We start from the raw sequence: 20,844 nt of genomic DNA on the forward strand, positions 1-20,844 counted from the left end.
CTGGAACGAGCCAGACTCCGTAGAGCGTGTTGCTTACTGCTTCACGATCTGCTTGCTGTACTGCTTACCATTGATGAGCAGTTGCAGGTTGTAAACGCCAGTAGGAACGTTAGTCAGGTTCAGGCGGCTGGTGGCTTCGTTGAAGCGCTCAACGCGCAGTACGCGGCCGGCGTTGTCCGTCAGCAGTACGGTGTACTGGCTGATGGCGGGGTCGTTGTTCTGAATGTTGACGAAGTTCACGGTTGGGTTCGGGAAGAAGGCCATGTCGAGGCCGCTTTCTTCAACGGTCTCCACGTTAGTCAGGCCGAGCTCAAGTTCGAAGGCTCCGATGTCCGGGAAGTCAGCACGTGGGTTGCCGTTCAGGCCCGTTGCAGGAACGAGATCACCGGTAGTACCGGCATTGATCAGTGGGTTGTCAGCACCAAAGTCTCCAAGGAGAACGGGGGTGAGGTCCGGGAAGTCCGTATTGTCTTCGTTGGGGTCAACGAAGAGAGCTTCCGGATCGGTATCCGAAGGAAGCATCACGTCAGCAGCATTAGAACCTAAAGCAGCAGTAGCTTCGGGGCCGTTCTCCGTGTTGAAGAAGTTGCCACCGAGAGAAGTGATCGTGATGTCACCAAATGCGGTAGCTGATTCAGCAGTTGCGGGCTCGAAAGCAAGGCTTTCTGCGTCCTCGTCATCGTTGAAGAAAACGTTGTTCTGCATGGTCAGGGCTACGGATACAGAAGTGTCGCTGAAGGGGTTCTGCGGCTGGAAAATAGCGATGTGAGAACCTACGTCACCTTCGCCACCACCGTTACGGTTGTTGTAGAAAGAGCTGTGAACGATGGTAGAAGTGATGTCTGCTTTAGCGGCATACTCGTAAGTGCCTTCTGCATCGGTAACGGGAGAGTTACCGTTGATGATCATAGCACCACCACTGGCTCCGTCAGTACCTACTTCGTTATTAGCGAATACCGTATTGATCAGGTTAACACCCGTACGCTGGGTAGAAATGGCACCACCCTGGCTACCAGCAATGTTGGTAACGAAGATAGAGTTCATTACGTCCAGCTTGTAATCCGGGTAAGTGTAAAGAGGAACACCTGCTACTGTGTCAAACTCAACGAAGAGGAAAGTGGCAATGGCGCCACCATCACTGGCACTGTTGGAGAAGAAGTCGACGTTATCGAACACACCGTCAACACCATCAATGGTGTAAAGAGCGCCACCGTCAGCGTCATCAGCAGCGGTGTTTGCTTCGATGCGGCTGTTGGTTACGGAGACAACACCTGGGGCACCGTCGAGAGAGTTCAGGTAGATAGCTCCACCACCGGAAACGATTCCGGATTCCTGGGTTACGCTGTTGTTCATGAAGTCAACATTATCCAGGCTGACAGTTGAACCGCTGCCGTGAAGGGCTGCGTATCCACCACCGCGGAAGGCACCTTCCGTGGTGCTGCCATTACCATCAAAGACGACGTTTGCAAGCGTAACGTCTTGAGATACACCCCAGGAAGCCATTCCGCTACCGGAAAGGCCACGGTTACCTTCAAAGGTAGAGTTGGTCAGGCTAACAGTGTAAGGAGCGCTGCCCTGTACGTAGATACCGCCACCGTTACCGGAAGCCAGCGCCGTTTCGTTGTCCGTGAAGGTGAGGCTGTCACCCATGAAGCCGTGACCCAGAACGATGAGACCACCACCAAAGCCACCGGAAGTAGTGTTGGTGATTGACAGGTTCTTGAAAGTAGCTACATCATCAGTGATATCATCACCGTTGAGGTAGATACCACCACCGCTACCGGCAGAGACAGACTCGTCAATGCTAACATCGGTCATAGAGATGTCATGACCACCGGAGAAGTAGAAGATAGATCCACCTACGTTACCGCTTCCGTTCGTGAAGGTCGTGTTGTTGATGTCGTAAGCGTGGAATACGCTATCGTCATTATCTTGTGCGTAAACAGCGCCGCCCAATCCACCGCTGGCGTTACCAGAGAAGTTAGAGAAGGAAGAGTTAGAGATCCGGTGGCTGACGTCACCGAAGAAGATTACTCCACCCCAACGATCGGTAGAGATATTGTCGAAAGTACAGTTGTCAATGATGACTTCATCGGCGTCTATTTCACGATCCGCTTCGAAGTCGGCGCTGTTACGGAAGTAAATCGCACCACCCAGGTCAGCGGAGAGGTTCGTGAACGTACAGTCATGAACGTTAGCACCAAGTACTCCGGAGAAGGCAATGGCGGAGCCACGGTCAACGGGTGTTGAAATGCTATCGAAAACACAATTTGCGAATTCAAAACCACGCATGTTCTGGAAGAATGCCATGCCGGATTCCTGAGGAGCTTCACCACCAAGGAATTTAGAGTTGCTGAAGGTTACCGAGTCGGTGTTTTCTACCCAGATCATATTAGCAATACCAGCGTAGTTATTCTCCACGCTGATGTCATCGTAAGTAGAACCGTTAGCAGTTTCGAAGTAAGAACCGATTGCTGAGCCGAAGCGAGAGAAGTTTGCTTTGAAAGTTACACGGCTGACGTCAACTTTGGCGAAGGTTAGCATACCACCACCCGTAAAGGCTACCCGCTGTGCAGCGTCGATGGCCGCATTGATGATGGAGCCATCCTGAATAGTGATTCCGTCAATGGTTACCGTAAATGTGCTCACCAGGTTAGTGTCCGTAATGAATAGTACCCGGTTGTTATCAGCCCGGCTGATGCTGTCATAAACACCCTGAACGTCGTTCTGCATAACGTCACCACTAAGGATGGTCTCGTTCTTGCTGGGGTCTGCTTCAGAAGCCATGGTTTCAGAACCAACGAAGCCACCCAGTACGGTAAGCTCTTTGTCGATAAAGAAAGAAGCCGTGTCAACGGTGATGTATTTTCCTTCTGCGATCCATACTTCGCTGCCGGCAGGGGCGGCCAGGAGGGCGTCGTTGAGGTTAGTGTAAGCGTTAGCCCAGGACGTTCCGTCGGCAGAGCCAGTAGCGTCGATGTCTACAAAAACCTGGGCATTAAGGCCAAGCGTAAACAATGACAAGCATGCAAGTAGTAGTAGCTGCTTCATATAGAAAATGGTTTATACTGAATTGATGTAAGGCGAATAAAGCCGGCCCGTCAGGCCGGTAAAGTTCCTCGATTCCACTAAGATGTGTTTGCTACCAGTTATACCTCCCGTTAGCACGCCAGCCAAGCTGTTGGTGCGGAAGAAAAATTACGTTTAAATAGATAGCCAGGTAATCTTAGAGGGGTAAAGGTAGACAGCAAAGATATAAAATTAGGCGGAAGCTTTAGCGGACAATAACTTTAGTAATGTCTTCTGTTGTACAGGATGGAGTTAAGGTGGGGATAGTTATTGTGCCTGATTTGCGGGATTCAGCGGCTGGACGTAGTTTTCATGGCTTTTGGGTGATGGAAAGCAAGGTAGGGTAACTTCCCTGTAGCAGTGGACCAGGCCTTCTTCCCCGGGAATCGGGCCCGACGGCCCGACAGGTGCGGGGAGGCAAGGTGCAAGTAGGTATATTTACCCTAAAGAACCCCAAAAGCACTCCAGATAATGAAAAAAGCGATTGTACTACTTCTATTTTGCCTGCTGACGGTCGCGGAATTACCCGCACAAATCAAATTAGATCACCTGGAGTACCGCAACCTCGGCCCTACCCGGGGCGGCCGGGCCACGGCCGTAGCCGGCGTACGGACACAGCCCAATGTCTACTACATGGGAGCTACCGGAGGGGGCGTGTGGAAAACGGAAGATTACGGAACGAGCTGGACCAATGTGTCCGATGGCTTTTTTGATACTCCGTCGATCGGCGCGATCCGGGTCGCACAGAATGATCCTAATATCGTGTACGTCGGTACGGGCTCGGACGGACTCCGCTCCAACGTTATCGCCGGGAAGGGAGTATACAAATCTGTCGATGCAGGTAAGTCCTGGAAACACATCGGACTAAAGAACGCCGGCCAGATCGGCGCCGTAGAAATCCACCCCACTAACCATAATATTGCTTTTGTGGCGGCCATCGGAAATGCCTTTGCTCCTAACCCGGAACGCGGGGTATTCCGTACAAAGGACGGAGGGAAGAGCTGGGAAAAAGTATTGTTCATCTCGGAGCAAACCGGCGCGGCTGACCTGGAATTTATGCCCAGCAACCCAGACATTATCTACGCCACCGTCTGGCGGGCCGAGCGGAAGCCCTGGACTATCATTAGCGGGGGAGAAGAGCACGGGATCTACAAATCCGTCGATGGCGGCGATAACTGGACCAAGCTCGAAGAAGGTCTCCCCTCCGGCATCGTCGGGAAGATCGACCTGGCCGTCAGCCCGGCCAATCCCAGCCTGCTCTACGCCTTAATTGAAGCGCCCAACGACAAGGGGGGCTTGTATCGCTCCAATGATCAGGGGGAAAGCTTCATCCACGTTTCCAACGACAAAAACCTCTCCATCCGGCCCTTTTACTACACCAATCTCGATGTTGACCCGCAGGACACAGACATCCTTTACGTTCTGTCAACGCCTTACCTGAAGTCGACCGACGGCGGTGAAAAATGGGAAAGACTCAACCCTCCCCATGGAGACAATCACGATATGTGGATCAATCCGGATAATCCCCGGCTTTTCATCCAGGCAAACGACGGCGGCGCTAACGTTACCCACAACGGTGGCGAAACCTGGTCGACCCAACTGAACCAGCCCACGGCCGAACTCTATACGCTGGAAGTAGACGATCAGTACCCCTACTGGCTCTATGCCGGACAGCAAGACAATTACACCACCATCTCCGTACCCAGCCTGCCGCCATACAGCCATCAGGCCGGCGCGATTGGGCTGGTGATGAATACCGGCGGCTGCGAAACGGGGCCCGCCGTTCCCAAACCCGGAAACCCGGATATCGTTTACTCTAATTGTAAGGGGCGCTTCAGTGTCTACAATAAAACAACGGGACAGGAACAGAGCTACGACGTGGGCGCTGCCTTTATGTACGGGCATAACCCAAAAGAATTGAAGTTTCGCTTCCAGCGGGTGTCCCCCATCCACGTCTCTCCCCACGACCCGGAGGTCATTTATCATACCTCCCAGTTTGTCCATAAAACGACGGACGAAGGAAAGACCTGGGAAATCATCTCCCCGGACCTGACGGCCTTCGAAGACGATAAACAGGTAATCTCAGGTTCTCCCATTACCCGTGACATTACCGGAGAGGAATTTTACAGCACGATTTATGCTATCCGTGAATCTGCCGTTGAGAAGGGCTTGATTTGGGTCGGGGCAAATGACGGCCCGGTGCACCTGACCCGGGACGGCGGTGCCAACTGGAAAAACGTCACCCCCGCGGACCTCCCCGGAGGCGGACGGATCGACTGCGTGGAACCTTCCCCGCACCAGGCCGGGAAGGCCTACTTTACCTCCATGCGTTACCAGCTGGGCGACTGGAAACCCTACATCTACAAAACCACCAATTACGGCAAAAGCTGGGAGCTGCTGACGAGCGGAGAGAACGGCATCCCCGCAGACCATCCCGTACGGGTTGTGCGGGAAGACCCCGACCGGGAAGGCTTGCTCTACGCCGGAACCGAGTTTGGACTGTTTATTTCCTTTGATGACGGCATAAACTGGCAGTCCTTCCAGCGTAACCTGCCGGTTACGCCCATCAGCGACATCAAGGTCCACCGAAAGGATCTCGTGCTGGCCACCATGGGCCGCTCTTTCTGGGTGATGGATAATCTTTCGAGCCTTCACCAGGGCGCCGAGCAACTGGCGGCCTCTTCGCCCGCCCGTTTGTTCCGGCCCCGAGACCAGGTCCGTTACCGCTATCGCGGGCGCAGCGGCAGCGAACACGTGGACTATCTGCTGCCGGGGATGGACATTGATTATTACCTCCCCGAAGGCGTGACGGAACCCCTCAAACTGGAATTCCTGAATGCGACCGGTAAAGTGGTCCGCACACTGGTCAGTGATAATAAGGATGGCGAGCCCGCTAAAGTCGTACGGGACATGGCAACCAATGATGTAGCCTACAACCTGAACAGCTCCCTGAGCACCGAGCCGGGGCTCCACCGTTTCAGTTGGGATATGCGCCACCACGGCAGCTGGGATGCCTCCGAGCGCCGGCGATACGCCGGCGGGCCGATGGTCAGCCCCGGTACCTACACCGTTCGCCTGACCGTAGGAGACAAGACGATGGAGGAATCCTTCGCCCTGCAGCTCGACCCTAAAGTGGCCGCCAGCGGCGTCAGCCTGGCGGACGTACAGCAACAGGAGTCCGTTGCGCTGGACATCATCGCACTACTCTCCGAGCTGAAAAAGATGGCCCATGAGATCGAAGAGAAACTAGAGGCCCTGAAGGCAAAGGAAACACTGACGGCCACTGAGCAAAAGCAGCTGGCGCAACTCCAGCAGCTACACGAACAGCTGGTTACGGCCAAGGGGACTTACCAAAAACCCATGCTCATCAGTCAGGTCAGCTATCTGTACGGCATTGTCCGTCGGGCGGATCAGCTGCCGGGGCGGGATGTGTTTGAGCGGCTGGAAGTTTTGAAGGGGGAGAAGGTGAAGTTGAGTGAGAGGGGGGATTAGGGATGTTGTTAGCGTACTCGCTTAATTAAAATAAAGGCCAGAATTCTTTATTAGTTGCCATTGTTAATTAAATTTTTGCCCATTTTCTTTATTAGCGGGCCCATTAATAAAGATTTTGTCACTTTTTTTAATTAGTGAGCTCGCTTAGTAAAACCATCTTAGATAAGCCTTCCCGAAAACAGAAAAGCCCCTCCACCGAAGTGAAGGGGCTTCTATAGACCCACAAGGTAGACCTACGCTCTTTTGTTGTCAAACAGTTAGCTCGGCTCATAACCGCAAAACAAGCATGCAGTACATAAAACCGGACTGAAATTCTAACGGTATCATGCGCAACACCCCTAAGCATTTCTACCGATTTATTTAGCCTGTGATTCGAGTGTAAACCGGATCAGTTCACCACCAGTTTCCGGTAAACAACCTCTTTGCCAAGTTGCATTTTTGCAAAATACTGCCCGGCGCGTACGTCTCTGATGGGGACAGAAAAGACGCTTTGCCCCGCAGCGTATTCCTGGCTCCATTCCTTGACGAGTCTGCCCTGGGCATCGATCAACTGAATGGCCATCTGCCCCGTTTCTGGCATGTTGATGCGGAAGCTGGCAACGCCAGTTTCTTTCCCAACGGGATTTGGGAAGAATTCGGAGACCTGCGCGAGGTCGCCATCCGTGATCATGGCGGAAACCACTTGGCTAAAGGCTGCGGTGCCGTCAAGGTCGACCTGCTGGAGGCGGTAGAAATAAGTGGTATTGGCTTGTACCTCGTCGTCGGTAAACTGGTAGGTCTGCTCTTCGTTGGCGGTGCCACCCCCGTTTACCCAGCCGAGATTGACGAAGCTGCTACCATCAATACTGCGCTGGACCTCGAAGCCTTCGTTATGGGCCTCACTGGCGGTGGCCCACTCGAGCTGAATGTGCTTGGTCTGGGGGCTGCTGCGGAAGTAGGTCATGGTCACTGGTAGGGCAACTGCAGGAGTATAGCAGATGGTGACAGAGCCGTCCATGTTCATGCTGCCACCATCAGCTCCTGGAGTTATACTGGAATTGGTACTGCTGGCATTAGTGAAAGAACTGCCGCCGATACCGCCGTGTCCAAATCCGTCGATCAAGTCACCGCCGTCACCGCCACTGTAACCTCCGCCTCCACCACCGCCTCGATTTCCACCGCCACCGCCACCGACGCCGCTGCCGCCGTCACCACCGGCACCACCGGAACCGCCTAGGCCACCTAGGCCACCTAGGCTGTTGCCTCCGAATCTATCGTCTCTGGGGAAACCACCGCGTCCGCCGAAGCCGAAGTCGCCGCCAAAACTACCGTCGTTGCCCCATTCAAAGCCACCACCTCCTCCTCCAGCTCCACCACCTGGCATGTTGAAAGTCCCTCCGGTACCTCCTGCTCCGATGCCGAATTCGGTACCTCCGCCGCCACCAAGGGCCCCTTCTCCTCCTCCGGCTCCTCCTCCACCTCCGGCAACAATGAGGATGAGACCATTTAAGCCGTTTTCAAGAGTCCTAATGCCGGAACCTCCGCCGCCACCGCCTCTGACTTGTCCGCCAGCAATACCAACTGCTATTTGAAACTTCTGCCCTGGAGAGACCGAAAATGTACTAGTAGCGATAGCGCCACTACCACCTAAATTGGCCCCCGCATTACCACCATCTGCACCAACAGCTGTAACGGTAAGGGAAGTCACTCCAACAGGCACAGTGAAAAGCTGCGTGGTTCTTCCGGCTGCAATAAATATTTGGGAGGTCTGCCCTACTTCGCACTGGGCATGGAGCGTTCCCAGTGTAATGAGGAAGATGGATAGTCGGAGGACAAGAAGCGAGAGTCTTGCTAATAGTCCACGCTGCTTATGTGTTAATCCTATGAACACTGAGCTCAAAAAAACGAGAGGCATATTTATTGTTTGATAGGGTATAGATAATTGGTTGCTATAGTTCGAGCGACTCAAAAGAGAGGTGAGACTTAGTGCAAAAATAACAAACCACACAAAACATAATTCATTAGGAATTTTACCGCAGCTATTCACTACTGCAGTGATGAAGAATTAACTTCTGCACTGGTAACCACAACTGTTGTTTCTGGCTGATTTAACTCATTGTGATTAACTACCGCTGTAGCTTTACGCTCCCCTCCCCAAACAGAAAAGCCCCTCCACCGAAGTGAAGGGGCTTCTGTAGACCCACAAGGACTCGAACCTTGAACGACAGAACCAAAATCTGATGTGTTGCCAATTACACCATGGGTCTATGTGCGAAAAGAGAAAAGGATTTCCCCCTAAGCGGCCGCAAATATACTACTGTATATGTGTTTCGGCAAACTCTTTTGGAAAAATTAAACGAGGAAAGAGAGAAAAAAGTTCCCGGGTACTTCCCCTTGCTGTTTAAGCTTCCCTTGCACCTGCGTGCTCGCCCTAAAATTTGGTCAGTTCAAGGGCTGCTTCTACTACGTCCATCACCTGTGGCTTGCCGGCGTAGTTGCCGATGTCTCCGTAGGGAGGGCGATGTTCGGAGGCGGTCACGGTCTTGACGGCAGCGTCAAGGTGAGCGTAGCCCCCCTGCACTTCCAGGATTTGCTGGCGAATGTAGGCCGATGTGCCGCCGGGCACATCTTCGTCAACGATCAGCAGGCGGTTGGTGTGCTGCAGGTGATTCCCGATGCGGTGCTCCAGGTCGAAGGGGAGCAGGGTCTGGATGTCAATGATCTCCGCCTCGATGCCCCGCTGGGCCAGCAGGTCAGCGGCTTCCATACAGACTTTCACGCAGGCACCGTAGGTAACGATGGTCAGCGCGTCTCCGGACCGGATGCAGTCGGGCACGCCGAGGGGAACGGTGAATTCCGTTAGGTTTGCCGGCATCCGCTCATGCAGGCGGTAGGCATTGAGAACTTCCACGACGATGGCCGGGTCGTCCCCAGCCAGCAGCGTATTGTACATCCCGATGGCCTGGGTTGTGTTCCGCGGAACACAGAGGTGCATGCCCCGCAGGGTGCCGATGAGCGGCGACAGATAGCTGCCGCTGTGCCAGATGCCCTCCAGCCGGTGGCCGCGGGTTCTGACGATGATGGGACAGGCCTGCTGCCCGGCCGACCGCCAGCGTAGCGTGGCGATATCGTCCGTCAATACGCTCATGGCGTAAAAGACGTAGTCGAGATACTGAATCTCAACGATGGGCCGCAGCCCGCGCATAGCCATGCCCATGGCACCGCCAACGATTGTCCATTCCCGGATGCCGGTGTCGAAAACCCGCAGCTTGCCGAACTCTTCCTGCAGACCGGCAAAGCCCTGATTGACGTCGCCAATCGTCCCCACGTCTTCCCCGAAGGCGAAAATCTCGGGCCGTTCGTGCAGCTTGGCGGTAAAATACTTTTGCAAGAGTTCGTAAGCGGGTCTCGTCGTGGCATCGTCGGCAAAGGTGGCCTTTACCTCCGGTACACGGATGGGCGACCAGGCCGTCTCGCTGTACAGGTCGCTGCCCATGTCCTGCTTGATCTTGAGCCGCTTCTCTTTGAGCCAGCTGTTTAGCGGAGCGGGCAGTGGGTCATTCAGGGAAAGCCGGAAGCGGCGAACGCTGTCTACCAGCTCGGAGATGATCGGCAGGTCGGTTTTGCTGACTTCCTGGCGGAGGTGGTCGTAGGCGGGGTCATTTGCTGGCAGAAGCGCCAGCAGTTCGTCCCGCTCCGCGCTTAGGCGGCTGGTGTAGGCATCCCAGGCTCTTTTACGGCCGGCCATGACTTCTTTCTTTGCCTGCTTGTCGATAGCATCGAGTGCATCCGCTTCGGCGGCCCCAACGGCAATGAGCCAGTGGCGGAACTGCAACAGGCAATCCCATTCTTTTTCCCAGGCGAGGCGCTCCTCGTCTTTATAGCGTTCGTGGCTTCCGCTGGTGCTGTGGCCGTTCGGCTGGGTAAGCTCGCGTACGTGGATCAGGGCCGCCCGGTGGGTTTTCCGTACCCGGTCGGCTACGCTGGGGTAGAGCGCGACCAGAGCGGGGTAGTCCCAGCCCTTCACGCCATAGATGTCAATGCCGCTGCCGTCACCGGTTTCGTCTTCTCCGGCCTGCAGGCCAGCCAGGGCACTGCTGATGCTGCTCTTGGTGGTTTGCCGGGTGACCGGCACGGAGATGCCGTAGCCATCATCAACGACGGTGGTAATCATAGGGACCTGAACGACGCCGGCGGAGTTCATCACCTCCCAGAAAACACCTTCCGAGGTGGAAGCATCCCCGATTTCCGTCCAGCAAATTTCCTGACCGTTGTCGCTGAAGCCTTCCGGCAGGTTCTTACCGTTGCGGTAAATGGTGGAAGCAAAGGCAAGGCCCATACCCCGGGCCATCTGCCCGGCGGTGGGGGAAGTAGCGCTGCTGACGTTGAAGCTTTTTGTTTGATCTACCCAGCTGCCGTCTTCTTTGATGGCAGGGGTGGCGTGGTGGCCGACCATCTGCCGTCCGGCGCTGAAGGGGTCTTTGTCTCCATCGGCGTAGAGTTGTGCCAGGATGTCTTCCACCGTAAAGAGACCAAGGGCCAGCAATAGCGTCTGTCCACGGTAGTAATCGGCTCGCCAATCGCCGTTTTTTACGGCGCGGGCCATGGCTACCTGATAGAGTTCCTTACCGTCGTCACTTACGCCGAATTTCGCCCGGCCCGTCAGTACGTCCCGGCGGATCACGTTACTCAATTCCCTACTTACGCGACAGGTGTAATAGTCTTTCAGGGCGCGCTCAAAATCGGGTGCGGAGGCATCCGGGTTTTCTACGAGGGGTAATTTCGTTTTTTGCGGTGACAATGCGGTATTTTTTGTCCGGCACAGGGTAGTCCGGGAATGAGTTGCGGGTGCTCGTAAACGAGTGCGGTGGCAGTGGTCAGTCAGCTCAGGAAGTCAAACAAATCAGGGGAAGGGATGCCCCTAACTGGGGGCAAAAATACGTTTTTTTCTCATAACTCTCTGTTAACCTATGACTTACGATTTATTGAAAACGGAGTCTAAATTGGAAATAGGCCTGTGAACACAACCTTGTATTGATGAAAGCGATTAAGGGCGATTATTGTTCGGATATCGACAAATTAGGCAGATCAAACGAAAGGGGCAAAAAAAGGCGCCTTTTTATTTCCACCCTTTATTTCCAGTAGGCAAGCGATAAGCCTTCGGTACTTTCCAGCCGGGCGTAAGAATTATAATGCAGCCACTCTCCCAGGTTAACGTATCGGCTGTGGCCATTGCTCAGCGGGTAATTAATGGGCAGGTGGCGATGCCCGAAAACGCAGTAGTCCAGCGCGGGCTCGATGGAAGTTTTTCGTTCGGCGTAGGCGACGAGCCATTCTCTGTCCGGGCCAAGAAATTCCGTTTCTGCCGGCTGGCTGCTGCGGCTCTTGCCGCTGAAATAAAAAGCCAGCTTCATGGCCAGGTTGGGATGCAGGCGGCTGTAGCACCATCGGGCCCAGCGGGCTTCGAATAGTTTTTTGAGGCGTTTGTAGCCATAGTCTCCGGGGCCGAGCCCGTCGCCATGGCCGATCAGCATTTCGTAACCCAGCAGGGTAATCCGCAGAGGTTGGCGGTGCATCACTACCCCGATTTCTTCCTGCAGGTAATCTTCCATCCACAGGTCATGGTTGCCGGTAAAGACGTGAATGGGGATGCCAGCGTCAGCAATTTCGGCCAGTTTGCCGAAGAAACGGACGTAGCCACGCGGGACAACCTCCCGCCATTCGAACCAGAATTCAAAGAGGTCACCGACGAGGTAGAAGGCCTCGGCATCTTTTCTCCAGCAGTGATCCAGCCAGGCAACGATCTGGCTTTCCCGCTCCCGGCTGGAAACGGCAGCGGAAACGCCAAGGTGGAAATCAGATGCGAAGTAGATGGCCATAGTTGCCACAAAGAAAGGTCATTGGGGGGAATTGGGCGCAGCCGCAGGTGCAGGGGGAGGTAAGGGGCAGGCTTTTTTATCCGATACACCTTTTGCTGACGTAGTCGCAAAAGCTTATCGGATGCATAAAAGCTCGTAGTCGATTCGACACACGGATGAACTTCCATCCGGCTACGCCAGGCTGAAAGATGTATCCGATGAGCGAATCGACCGACAAAAAGTCAGTACCCTCCTGTTGGAACGTCATTTGCCTACACCTAAACCGACTAAAATTCATACAACTATGCAAAAAGGAAACATCTCCGTACAAACGGAGAACATCTTCCCCATCATTAAGAAGTTCCTATACTCTGATCAGGAAATCTTCCTGCGGGAACTCGTCTCCAACGCCGTTGATGCTACCAGTAAACTCAAAACTCTTGCCCGTAAAGGCGAAGTCAAAGGAGAACTGGGAGAAACCACCATCGATATTCTTATCGATGCAGAAGCCAAAACCCTCACCATCCGCGATCGCGGTATCGGGATGACCGAAGAGGAAGTGAAAAAGTACCTGAACCAGGTGGCCTTGTCCTCTGCTCAGGATTTTGTCGATAAATACAAAGACGAAGCCAGCATCATCGGCCACTTCGGCCTGGGCTTCTACTCTGCCTTTATGGTGGCGGATAAGGTAGAAGTGGTTACCCGCTCCTTCAAAGAAGGTAGCGAGCCCGTTCGCTGGATTTGCGAAGGAGACCCCAGCTACGAGATCGGTACCGCTGAACGCGACTTCCACGGTACTGATGTGATTCTGCACATCTCTGAAGACAGCGTACAGTACCTCGAAAACAGTGAAATCGAAGGCCTGCTGAATAAGTACGCCCGCTTCCTGCCCGTACCCATTCGCTTCGGTACTAAAACCGAGGTGGAATACAAGGAATTTGAAGGAGAGGTTGCCGAAGGCGAAGAGAAACCCGCCCCCGAAAAGATCGAAACGGAGGTGGACAATATCATCAACAACACCGAGCCGCTCTGGAAAAAGAACCCCGCTGACCTTACGGATGAGGATTACGTCAGCTTCTACCGGGAACTCTACCCCATGGGCCAGCCGCCCATGTTCTGGATTCACCTCAACATTGATTTCCCCTTCAACCTGACGGGTATTCTCTACTTCCCGAAAGTTTCCGGTGGGCTGGAGCTGCAGCGCAACAAGATTCAGCTCTACAGCAATCAGGTCTACGTAACGGACGACGTGAAAGAGATCGTCCCGGAGTTCCTCACCCTTCTGCACGGTGTGATCGATTCCCCGGACATTCCTCTCAACGTATCCCGCTCTTACCTGCAGGCGGACACAAACGTCAAGAAAATCACCGGCTACATCACCAAAAAGGTGGCCGAGAAACTGGCTTCCCTCTTCAAGGAGGACCGGGCGGACTTCGAAGACAAATGGCCGGATCTCGGTGTCTTCGTTAAGTACGGTATGATCTCTGAAGACAAGTTCTACGACCGGGGTAAGAAATTCGTCCTGCTGGAGAATACTGAAGGTAAGCACTCCACCATCGAGGAATACCGCGAGCGGATCAGCGCCAACCAGACGGATAAATACGACCGGCTGGTGGGGATCTACACCGCCGATGAGGACCGTCAGCACACACTGATTACTGCGGCCCAGGACCGGGGTTACGACGTGCTCGTTTTTGAGCACGCCATTGACGCTCCCTTCCTGCAGGCATTGGAGCAAAAGGAGGAAAAGATGACCTTCGTACGGGTCGATTCCGCTACGCCAGACCAACTGGTGCAGAAAGATGAGGAGAAAGAAAATCTCCTGAGTGAGGAAGAGCAAACGACGGTCACCAACTTGTTTACCAACATCGTTGGCACTGCGGGCACCGTAGAGGTGAAGCCACTGGATGTTGCCGATGCTCCCGTACAGATTGTTCGCCCGGAATTCATGCGCCGCATGAAGGAGATGCAGCAGCTGCAGGGCATGGACACGAGTATGTTCCCGGACAGCGTTCAGGTCATCATCAACGCCAATAACCCGACCGTGAAGGAGCATATCCTGGCTAAAGAGGACGAGGGCGAACGCAGCGAAAATGCCACTCACCTTTACCAGCTCGCGCTACTGAGCCAGCAAATGCTGTCAGGCCCCGACCTGAAAGCCTTCGTTGACCGCAGCATGAAGATGCTGGGGTAGGCGGGCTTGCCTTTCGTATTTAGCGAGGGGGGCTTCCCCCTCCGCAGACGAAATATTTAGCGATCAGCATCCAGGCCTTAGCGGCTTGGGTGCTGATTGCTTTTTAGGGCTGCTGCGAGGTGAGCGTCCGGTAGATATGCCTTAGCCCTGAGGGCCGGAGGAGAGGGTTTATCCTATCTCAATAAACCGACTTAGCAATCGCCTGAATCGTACTGGAATCTCCCATTGTATAATAATGCAGACAGGGTGCTCCTCGCTCTTTAAGCTCCTGGCTTTGGGCGATACACCACTCAATCCCCGCCTGCCGCCGGGCTTCACCGTTCTTTGCTGCAGTAATGGCACTAACCAAATCGTCGGGCAGGTCTACGTGAAACAAACGGGGGATAGAATTAAGTTGGTAAAGCTTGGTGAGTGGCTTCAGCCCCGGAACGATGGGGACATCGATGCCTGCTTTGCGGCAGGCATCTACGTAGGCGAAGTACTTCTCGTTATCGAAGAACATCTGCGTTACGATGTAATTGGCTCCTGCTTCTATCTTCTTTTTTACGTAACGCAGGTCAATTTCCATGTTAGGCGACTCGAAGTGTTTCTCTGGGTAGCCGGCAACACCGATGCAAAAGTTGGTTTTACTCGCTTCGTCGGTAGCCGTCAGGTCATCCAAATAGATGCCTTTGTTCATGTTTGAAATCTGCTCCACCAGGTCCGATGCATAGTCATGTCCATCTTTTTCGGGGATGAACTTTCCTTCGAATTTGCGGGCATCGCCCCGCAGGGCCAGTACGTTTTGTACGTCGAGGAAGCCCAGGTCGATCAGGGCGTTCTCGGTATCCTGGCGGGTAAACCCGCCGCACAGTAAGTGCGGCACCGCGTCTACGCCGTAACGATGCATGATGGCCGCACAGATGCCAACGGTACCGGGGCGCTTCCGGATGGAGGCTTTTTCGTAAAAGCCGCTGGGCCGCCGCTTGTAAACGTATTCTTCACGATGGTAGGTAACGTCAATGAAGGGCGGCTTAAACTCCATCAAAGGGTCAAGGGTGTCAAAAATGGCTTGCATACTGCCTCCCTTTAGTGGAGGTAGTACCTCAAAACTGATAAGGGTTTTGCCTTTAGCCTGTTCAAAGTAGTCGGTAACGCGCATATGGAAATCCTAAAGGGATTTTTTGAGGAGGTGGCAAAGATAGTGGCTGAACAGCAGAGAGCTGTCCGCTATCGGTCACTTGTCCCTTCTCTTTTTACGATAACAGAAGTTCCTTCTTTTTTTCGTTTTTTGTGGGAGAACAGGATAATCCTTCGTCCTTTACTTCCTATATGGTCCTTCGTCTTTTCTGCTTTTTGATGGTTCTCAGCCTGTCTTGCTCACTAGCCGGGCAGTGCGGGGTTACGGTTGATGCCGGAGCTGACCTTAGTGTGTGTGCCGGAGGGGGCAGCGTCCGGTTGCTGGGTGATGTTTTCGGGACTAACGTAGTGGGCTTTGCCTGGACGCCGGCCCAGGGGCTGTCCGATGCCACTGACCTGGAGCCCACCGCCACGGTAACGGGGCCTGCAGTGTATACCCTGACGGCCCTGGTTTTTGACCCCGCGAACAACATCATCACCAACGGAGACTTCGAGGCCGGCGATAGTGGCTTTTCTACGGACTACAGTCCGGGCTCCGGAGGAAGCTTTGGTCTGCTCTCCGATGAAGGGGAATACGTCATTACCACCAACAGTAACCTGACGCACACCAATTTTTCCAACTGTCCGGATCATAGCGGCAGCGGGAATATGATGGTTGTCAACGGTTCTTCAACGCTCAACGAAAATGTCTGGTGCCAAACGGTCAGTGTAGACCCGAATACGACCTACGTCTTCAACGCCTGGCTGCAATCGGTCCACCCGCAAAACCCGGCCAGGCTGCAGTTTTCGGTAAATGGAGATTTAGTGGGAGATAACTTCCGGGCCTCCGGAAGTACCTGTGATTGGCGGGAGTTCGACGAGGTCTGGCAGTCTGGCGGAAGCAACTCTGCGGAGATCTGCATAACTAATCAGAATACCCAGGGCTCCGGCAATGACTTTGCCATTGACGATATCTTCTTCGGCCCGGTTTGTGAACAGAGCGATGAGGTGGAAATTTTTGAGGTAAGCGTCGAGGCGGATGCGCCCGCAACCCTGTCGCTTCCCTGCGATGTTCCTCCGCAAGGCGTCGTCATTGACGGAACGAACTCCAGCGACGGGGCGAACTACTTCTATAACTGGACGACAGCCGACGGTAACCTCCTCTCCGGGGCCAACGGCCCGGCTCCACGCATCAACGCAGCGGGCACTTACGAACTCGAAGTAACCTACGATGACGGGGTCACCTTCTGCACGGATCAAACTACCGTCCTTGTCACCGAAAGCACCGACATCCCCGATGCAGCCGCTGACCGGCTCAATGATATTGATTGTAATAACCCGACGGCCATTCTCACCGCCGTGGGCTCTTCTTCGGGCAGTAACATCCGCTATGAATGGACGACGACCGACGGCAACATTCTCTCCGGCGCCAACGGCGCCAGCCCCGAAGTGGATGCACAGGGAACCTACCAGCTAACGGTTATCCACCAGCCCAGCGGTTGCCGGGCGACGGCTTCGGTTATGGTGACGGCAGAAGAGACAATGCCCCTTGCCCGCATTGCCCTGCCCGACGAATTAAGTTGTGACAGCCCGAGTATTCAACTCGACGGCTCCGGCTCCGCAATGGCATCCAACATTGCCGCTGTCTGGACGACACCCAACGGCAACTTCGAGAGCGGAACTGACGGGCTCATGCCCATCGTCAACCTCCCCGGTAATTATACGCTTACCCTGACCAACACCACTACGGGCTGTGAAGCAAGCGCCACCGTGAGGGTAAACGAAACTCCTTCGGACCTGATAGCTGACGCCGTGGTGAACGACACACTCAATTGCCGGCAAAGGAGTGTCCGCCTGTCCGTTGGTGCTTCCTCCATCGGAGGCCCCATCCTTTACCAGTGGACGACGGACACGGGAAACATCGTCTCCGGAGCCAATGGCGGCAGCCCTCTGGTGGACGCTCCGGGGCAATATTTTCTGTTGGTCTCCGACGGAGCTTCGGGCTGCAGCGCCAGAGATACGGTAGAGGTCATCTCCCGGGTGGAAACGGTAAACATTGCTGTTCCGGAAGCTCCACCTTTCACCTGCGGAAGCGCCCAAATGACCTTAAGCAGCAGCGGAAACTCCGTCTTTGGGCCACTTCAGTTCACCTGGACGGCCAGCAACGGAGGCACGATCGTAAGCGATGGAAATACGGATAGCCCCACCGTGGCGGGCGCCGGAAGTTATACCCTGACGGTTACTAACCCGCAGAACGGTTGCTCGGCCGACAGTATGATTGTTGTCGCTGAAAATACCCTCCCGCCACTGGCGGATGCGGGGCCTGATTTTACCCTCACTTGTGCGAGTTTGCAGGACACCCTTCGGGGAGGTGCACCACAAACGAACGCTGTTTATCGCTGGACAACGTCCGGCGGAAATTTTCTCGCAGATTCAACATCGCCCCGCCCGGTGATCAATGCGCAGGGTACTTATTATCTGGTGGTGACGGACACGTCCAATGCCTGCGTTAGCCGCGATACGGTAAATATTTCAGAAAACGCAGCAGCTCCAAGGGTACGTATTGCTACACCGGAAAGGCTGGATTGCCGGCGGACAGAACTAACGTTGGACGGTAGTAATTCCGACGATGACCCTGGCTTCGCGATCCGCTGGACGACGACCGATGGTAACCTCCTGAACGGAGAAAACAGCCTGCAGGCCCGCGTCGATGCGGCGGGTACCTATACGCTCACGATCTTGAATCAGAACAACGATTGTTCGACCGAACTCGATGTCGTCGTTATGCAGGATACCGTGATGCCGGGCGCGGACGCAGGTGCAGGGGGAAGGTTAGATTGCCGTGCGCCCACCCTGCAACTTTTGCCCGACACCACCGGCGGATCGGGCTTCGATTATGCCTGGACGGACGCTGCCGGGCTCGGCTTCAACAGCCTAATGCCTTCGGTCATTGATTCAGGTACTTATTACTTCCGCGCTGAAAACCCCGATAACGGCTGTTTTGCCATCGATAGCGTGAAGGTAACGGCCGATTTTACCGCTCCCGTGGCCGTTACCGGTCCCGAAACCCGGCAGCTGACCTGCCGGACCCGCCAGGTGCTTCTCGGTAACCCAGAAGCCATCAATCCCAATCTCGAATATCGGTGGACGACCCCGAACGGACAATTCATGGGGCCGGATTTCCTGTCCACCCTCCCCGTCAGCTTTGCCGGAACGTACCGGCTGACGACGACGAGCCGGGGCAATGGCTGCTCGGCGGACGGAGAGGTTCTGGTTACGGCTGACCGAGAGTTGCCACGCGTTCGCCTCGCCCTGCCGGAAGCCCTGGATTGTGAACGATCCGAACTGTCGCTGCAGGCGGATAGCGTCGCGGACTCCCTGTTGATCCGTTGGTCTACGCCGGACGGAAATTTCCTGAGCGGAACGGATGGCCCGAGCCCCGTAGTGGATCGCCCAGGCCAGTATCAGTTACGGCTGGAGAACCCCGCTAATGGCTGTACTGATTCAACCACCGTTCGGGTGAGGATTGATACCATAGCTCCGCTGGCAGCGATTACTCCGCCCGGAGCCCTGGACTGCCGAACCCCACAGCGGGAGCTCCTGGCCACCAGCTCCAGCCAGGGAAGTGAATTCGCTTATGCCTGGACCAGCGCCGACGGGAACATTGTCTCCGGCAGCGAAACGCTGATGCCCGTGGTAGCGGAAGCGGGGACTTACCTCCTGACGGTTCGTAACACCGTCAATGGTTGCCAGGCGACAGACTCCGTCATCGTACAACGGGACGCTGCTCCGCCGCAGCTCTCTTTCCTCCCCCCCGACCTGCTGACCTGTACCCGTACTTCCGTGGACATTGTCGCCAGCCTGGACGAACCCAACGCCGATGAATTTCTCCTGTTCTGGACGGACGACAGCGGTAACTTCCTTCAGGGCGGCAGCACGCTTACGCCCACCGTGACGGCTCCCGGCCGATACCGCTTAACGGCTTCCAACCGAAGCACGGGGTGTCGGGCGGTTTTGTCCGTCAGGGTCAACCGCAATGTGACGCCACCGGCGGTTTCCGCCGGGCCGGATATCGACCTGGGCTGCGAACGTAAACCGATGGAACTCTCCGCCGAAGCAACGGGTCTGGGGCCCTTCACTTACGCCTGGACGACGGCCGATGGCCGCATCATCCGCGATGAAAACTCCGCCCGCCCGCTGTCGGATGGCCCCGGAACTTATACCGTCACCGTAACTGACCAGGGTAACGGTTGTGTCGGGGGAGATACGGTTGTGACGATACAGGACTTGCCCGAAACCTTCGCATTCAGTCAGGTGCCGCCTGACTGCAGAGTGCCGACGGGAACCGTCGTTTTTGAATCGGTCAGTGGTGGAACCGCTCCCTTCCTGTATTCGGTTAATGGCGGTGCGAGCTTTCAGTCAGATACTTTGGCTACTGGTTTGGAATCCGGCGATTACAGGCTCGTTGTGCAGGATGCTAAGGGCTGCGAAATCCGTCAGCAAACGAATATTCCCTTTCCGCCGGAGCTAGATGTTTTTCTGGACGCCCGGGCGCTCATTTCCCTCGGTGATAGCTTTCGGCTGAATACGGTGACCAATTTTGCGGATTCTGCCTTCGCCATCGTCACCTGGACACCAACGACGGCGCTCAGCTGCGAAGGTTGCCTCCGCCCCAATGCTTCCCCCAGCGAGACAACGATTTATACCTTATCCGTAGAAACCACCGATGGCTGCCGGGCCAGCGATCAGCTGGAACTCATTGTTGACCGAAGCCTTAATGTTTACTTCCCCACGGCTTTCTCCCCCGACGGAGACGGTGTGAATGACCGTTGGGTTCCCTTCGCTAATTCCACGCTGGTCCGTAATATTCCCTCCCTTCGTATCTATGATCGATGGGGGAACGCCGTCTTCTTCGCCGAAAACCTGGCGCCAAACGACGCGGCCTCCGGTTGGGATGGTACCCTTCGGGGCAAAGGCATGAACCCGGCGGTCTTCGTATTCACCACCGAAATTGAATTCGTTGACGGAAGGGTAGAGGTGTTTGAGGGGGAGATTGTGCTGGTGAGGTAGAGTCAGGTTGTAGGGTTCAAGTTTCAAGTTGCAGGTTGCAAGTTGCAAGTTGTTGGTGAACTCCCCAGCCGGCGCAACCCGCAA

The 20,844-nt window shown here is 55.0% G+C and carries 8 protein-coding genes and 1 tRNA gene; 3 read left to right on the plus strand and 6 right to left on the minus strand.

All coding sequences use genetic code 11. The features are described 5' to 3' along the window. Positions 1 to 33: 33 nt before the first annotated feature. Positions 34 to 3,051, minus strand: coding sequence for a T9SS type A sorting domain-containing protein (locus BM123_RS02645; protein WP_090165267.1), 3,018 nt, complete (start codon positions 3,049 to 3,051; stop codon positions 34 to 36). A 489-nt stretch (positions 3,052 to 3,540) separates the two neighbouring features. On the opposite strand from BM123_RS02645, the gene BM123_RS02650 reads away from it, so the two are divergent. Then, positions 3,541 to 6,561 (plus strand): WD40/YVTN/BNR-like repeat-containing protein, encoded by a 3,021-nt coding sequence (locus BM123_RS02650; protein ID WP_090165268.1) that lies wholly within the window; start codon positions 3,541 to 3,543, stop codon positions 6,559 to 6,561. 388 nt (positions 6,562 to 6,949) lie between these two features. Here BM123_RS02650 and BM123_RS24660 read toward each other — a convergent pair whose 3' ends face one another. The 4 genes from BM123_RS24660 to BM123_RS02675 all read right to left on the minus strand — a co-directional run bounded on the left by BM123_RS24660 (position 6,950) and on the right by BM123_RS02675 (position 12,419). Continuing rightward, positions 6,950 to 8,248 (minus strand): T9SS type A sorting domain-containing protein, encoded by a 1,299-nt coding sequence (locus BM123_RS24660; protein WP_175489224.1) that lies wholly within the window; start codon positions 8,246 to 8,248, stop codon positions 6,950 to 6,952. A 487-nt stretch (positions 8,249 to 8,735) separates the two neighbouring features. Continuing rightward, positions 8,736 to 8,807, minus strand: a tRNA-Gln gene (locus BM123_RS02665). A 164-nt stretch (positions 8,808 to 8,971) separates the two neighbouring features. Then, complete coding sequence (locus tag BM123_RS02670) at positions 8,972 to 11,341, minus strand: alpha-ketoacid dehydrogenase subunit alpha/beta (protein WP_217642082.1); 2,370 nt, start codon at positions 11,339 to 11,341, stop codon at positions 8,972 to 8,974. Between the two features lie 331 nt (positions 11,342 to 11,672). Next, on the minus strand, positions 11,673 to 12,419 hold the full coding sequence (locus BM123_RS02675) for a UDP-2,3-diacylglucosamine diphosphatase (protein ID WP_090165271.1): 747 nt from the start codon (positions 12,417 to 12,419) through the stop codon (positions 11,673 to 11,675). A gap of 283 nt (positions 12,420 to 12,702) precedes the next feature. Here BM123_RS02675 and htpG point away from each other — a divergent pair, with 283 nt between their 5' ends. After that, positions 12,703 to 14,592, plus strand: coding sequence for a molecular chaperone HtpG (gene htpG / locus BM123_RS02680; protein WP_090165272.1), 1,890 nt, complete (start codon positions 12,703 to 12,705; stop codon positions 14,590 to 14,592). 178 nt (positions 14,593 to 14,770) lie between these two features. Here htpG and metF read toward each other — a convergent pair whose 3' ends face one another. After that, on the minus strand, positions 14,771 to 15,733 hold the full coding sequence (gene metF, locus BM123_RS02685) for a methylenetetrahydrofolate reductase [NAD(P)H] (protein ID WP_090165273.1): 963 nt from the start codon (positions 15,731 to 15,733) through the stop codon (positions 14,771 to 14,773). A 170-nt stretch (positions 15,734 to 15,903) separates the two neighbouring features. On the opposite strand from metF, the gene BM123_RS02690 reads away from it, so the two are divergent. Further along, a complete protein-coding gene (locus tag BM123_RS02690; RefSeq protein WP_090165274.1) occupies positions 15,904 to 20,760 on the plus strand; it encodes a T9SS type B sorting domain-containing protein in 4,857 nt (1,618 codons plus the stop codon). Positions 20,761 to 20,844: the final 84 nt, after the last annotated feature.

It is taken from the genome of Neolewinella agarilytica (genome assembly GCF_900110645.1).
Lineage (GTDB): Bacteria > Bacteroidota > Bacteroidia > Chitinophagales > Saprospiraceae > Neolewinella > Neolewinella agarilytica.

Bases quoted from the DNA above. Each gene is read 5' to 3' on its own strand.
- BM123_RS02645 (WP_090165267.1), bottom strand. From the start codon at position 3,051: ATGAAGCAGCTACTACTACTTGCATGCTTGTCATTGTTTACGCTTGGC.
- metF (WP_090165273.1), bottom strand. From the start codon at position 15,733: ATGCGCGTTACCGACTACTTTGAACAGGCTAAAGGCAAAACCCTTATC.
- htpG (WP_090165272.1), top strand. From the start codon at position 12,703: ATGCAAAAAGGAAACATCTCCGTACAAACGGAGAACATCTTCCCCATC.
- BM123_RS02690 (WP_090165274.1), top strand. From the start codon at position 15,904: ATGGTCCTTCGTCTTTTCTGCTTTTTGATGGTTCTCAGCCTGTCTTGC.
- BM123_RS02650 (WP_090165268.1), top strand. From the start codon at position 3,541: ATGAAAAAAGCGATTGTACTACTTCTATTTTGCCTGCTGACGGTCGCG.
- BM123_RS02675 (WP_090165271.1), bottom strand. From the start codon at position 12,419: ATGGCCATCTACTTCGCATCTGATTTCCACCTTGGCGTTTCCGCTGCC.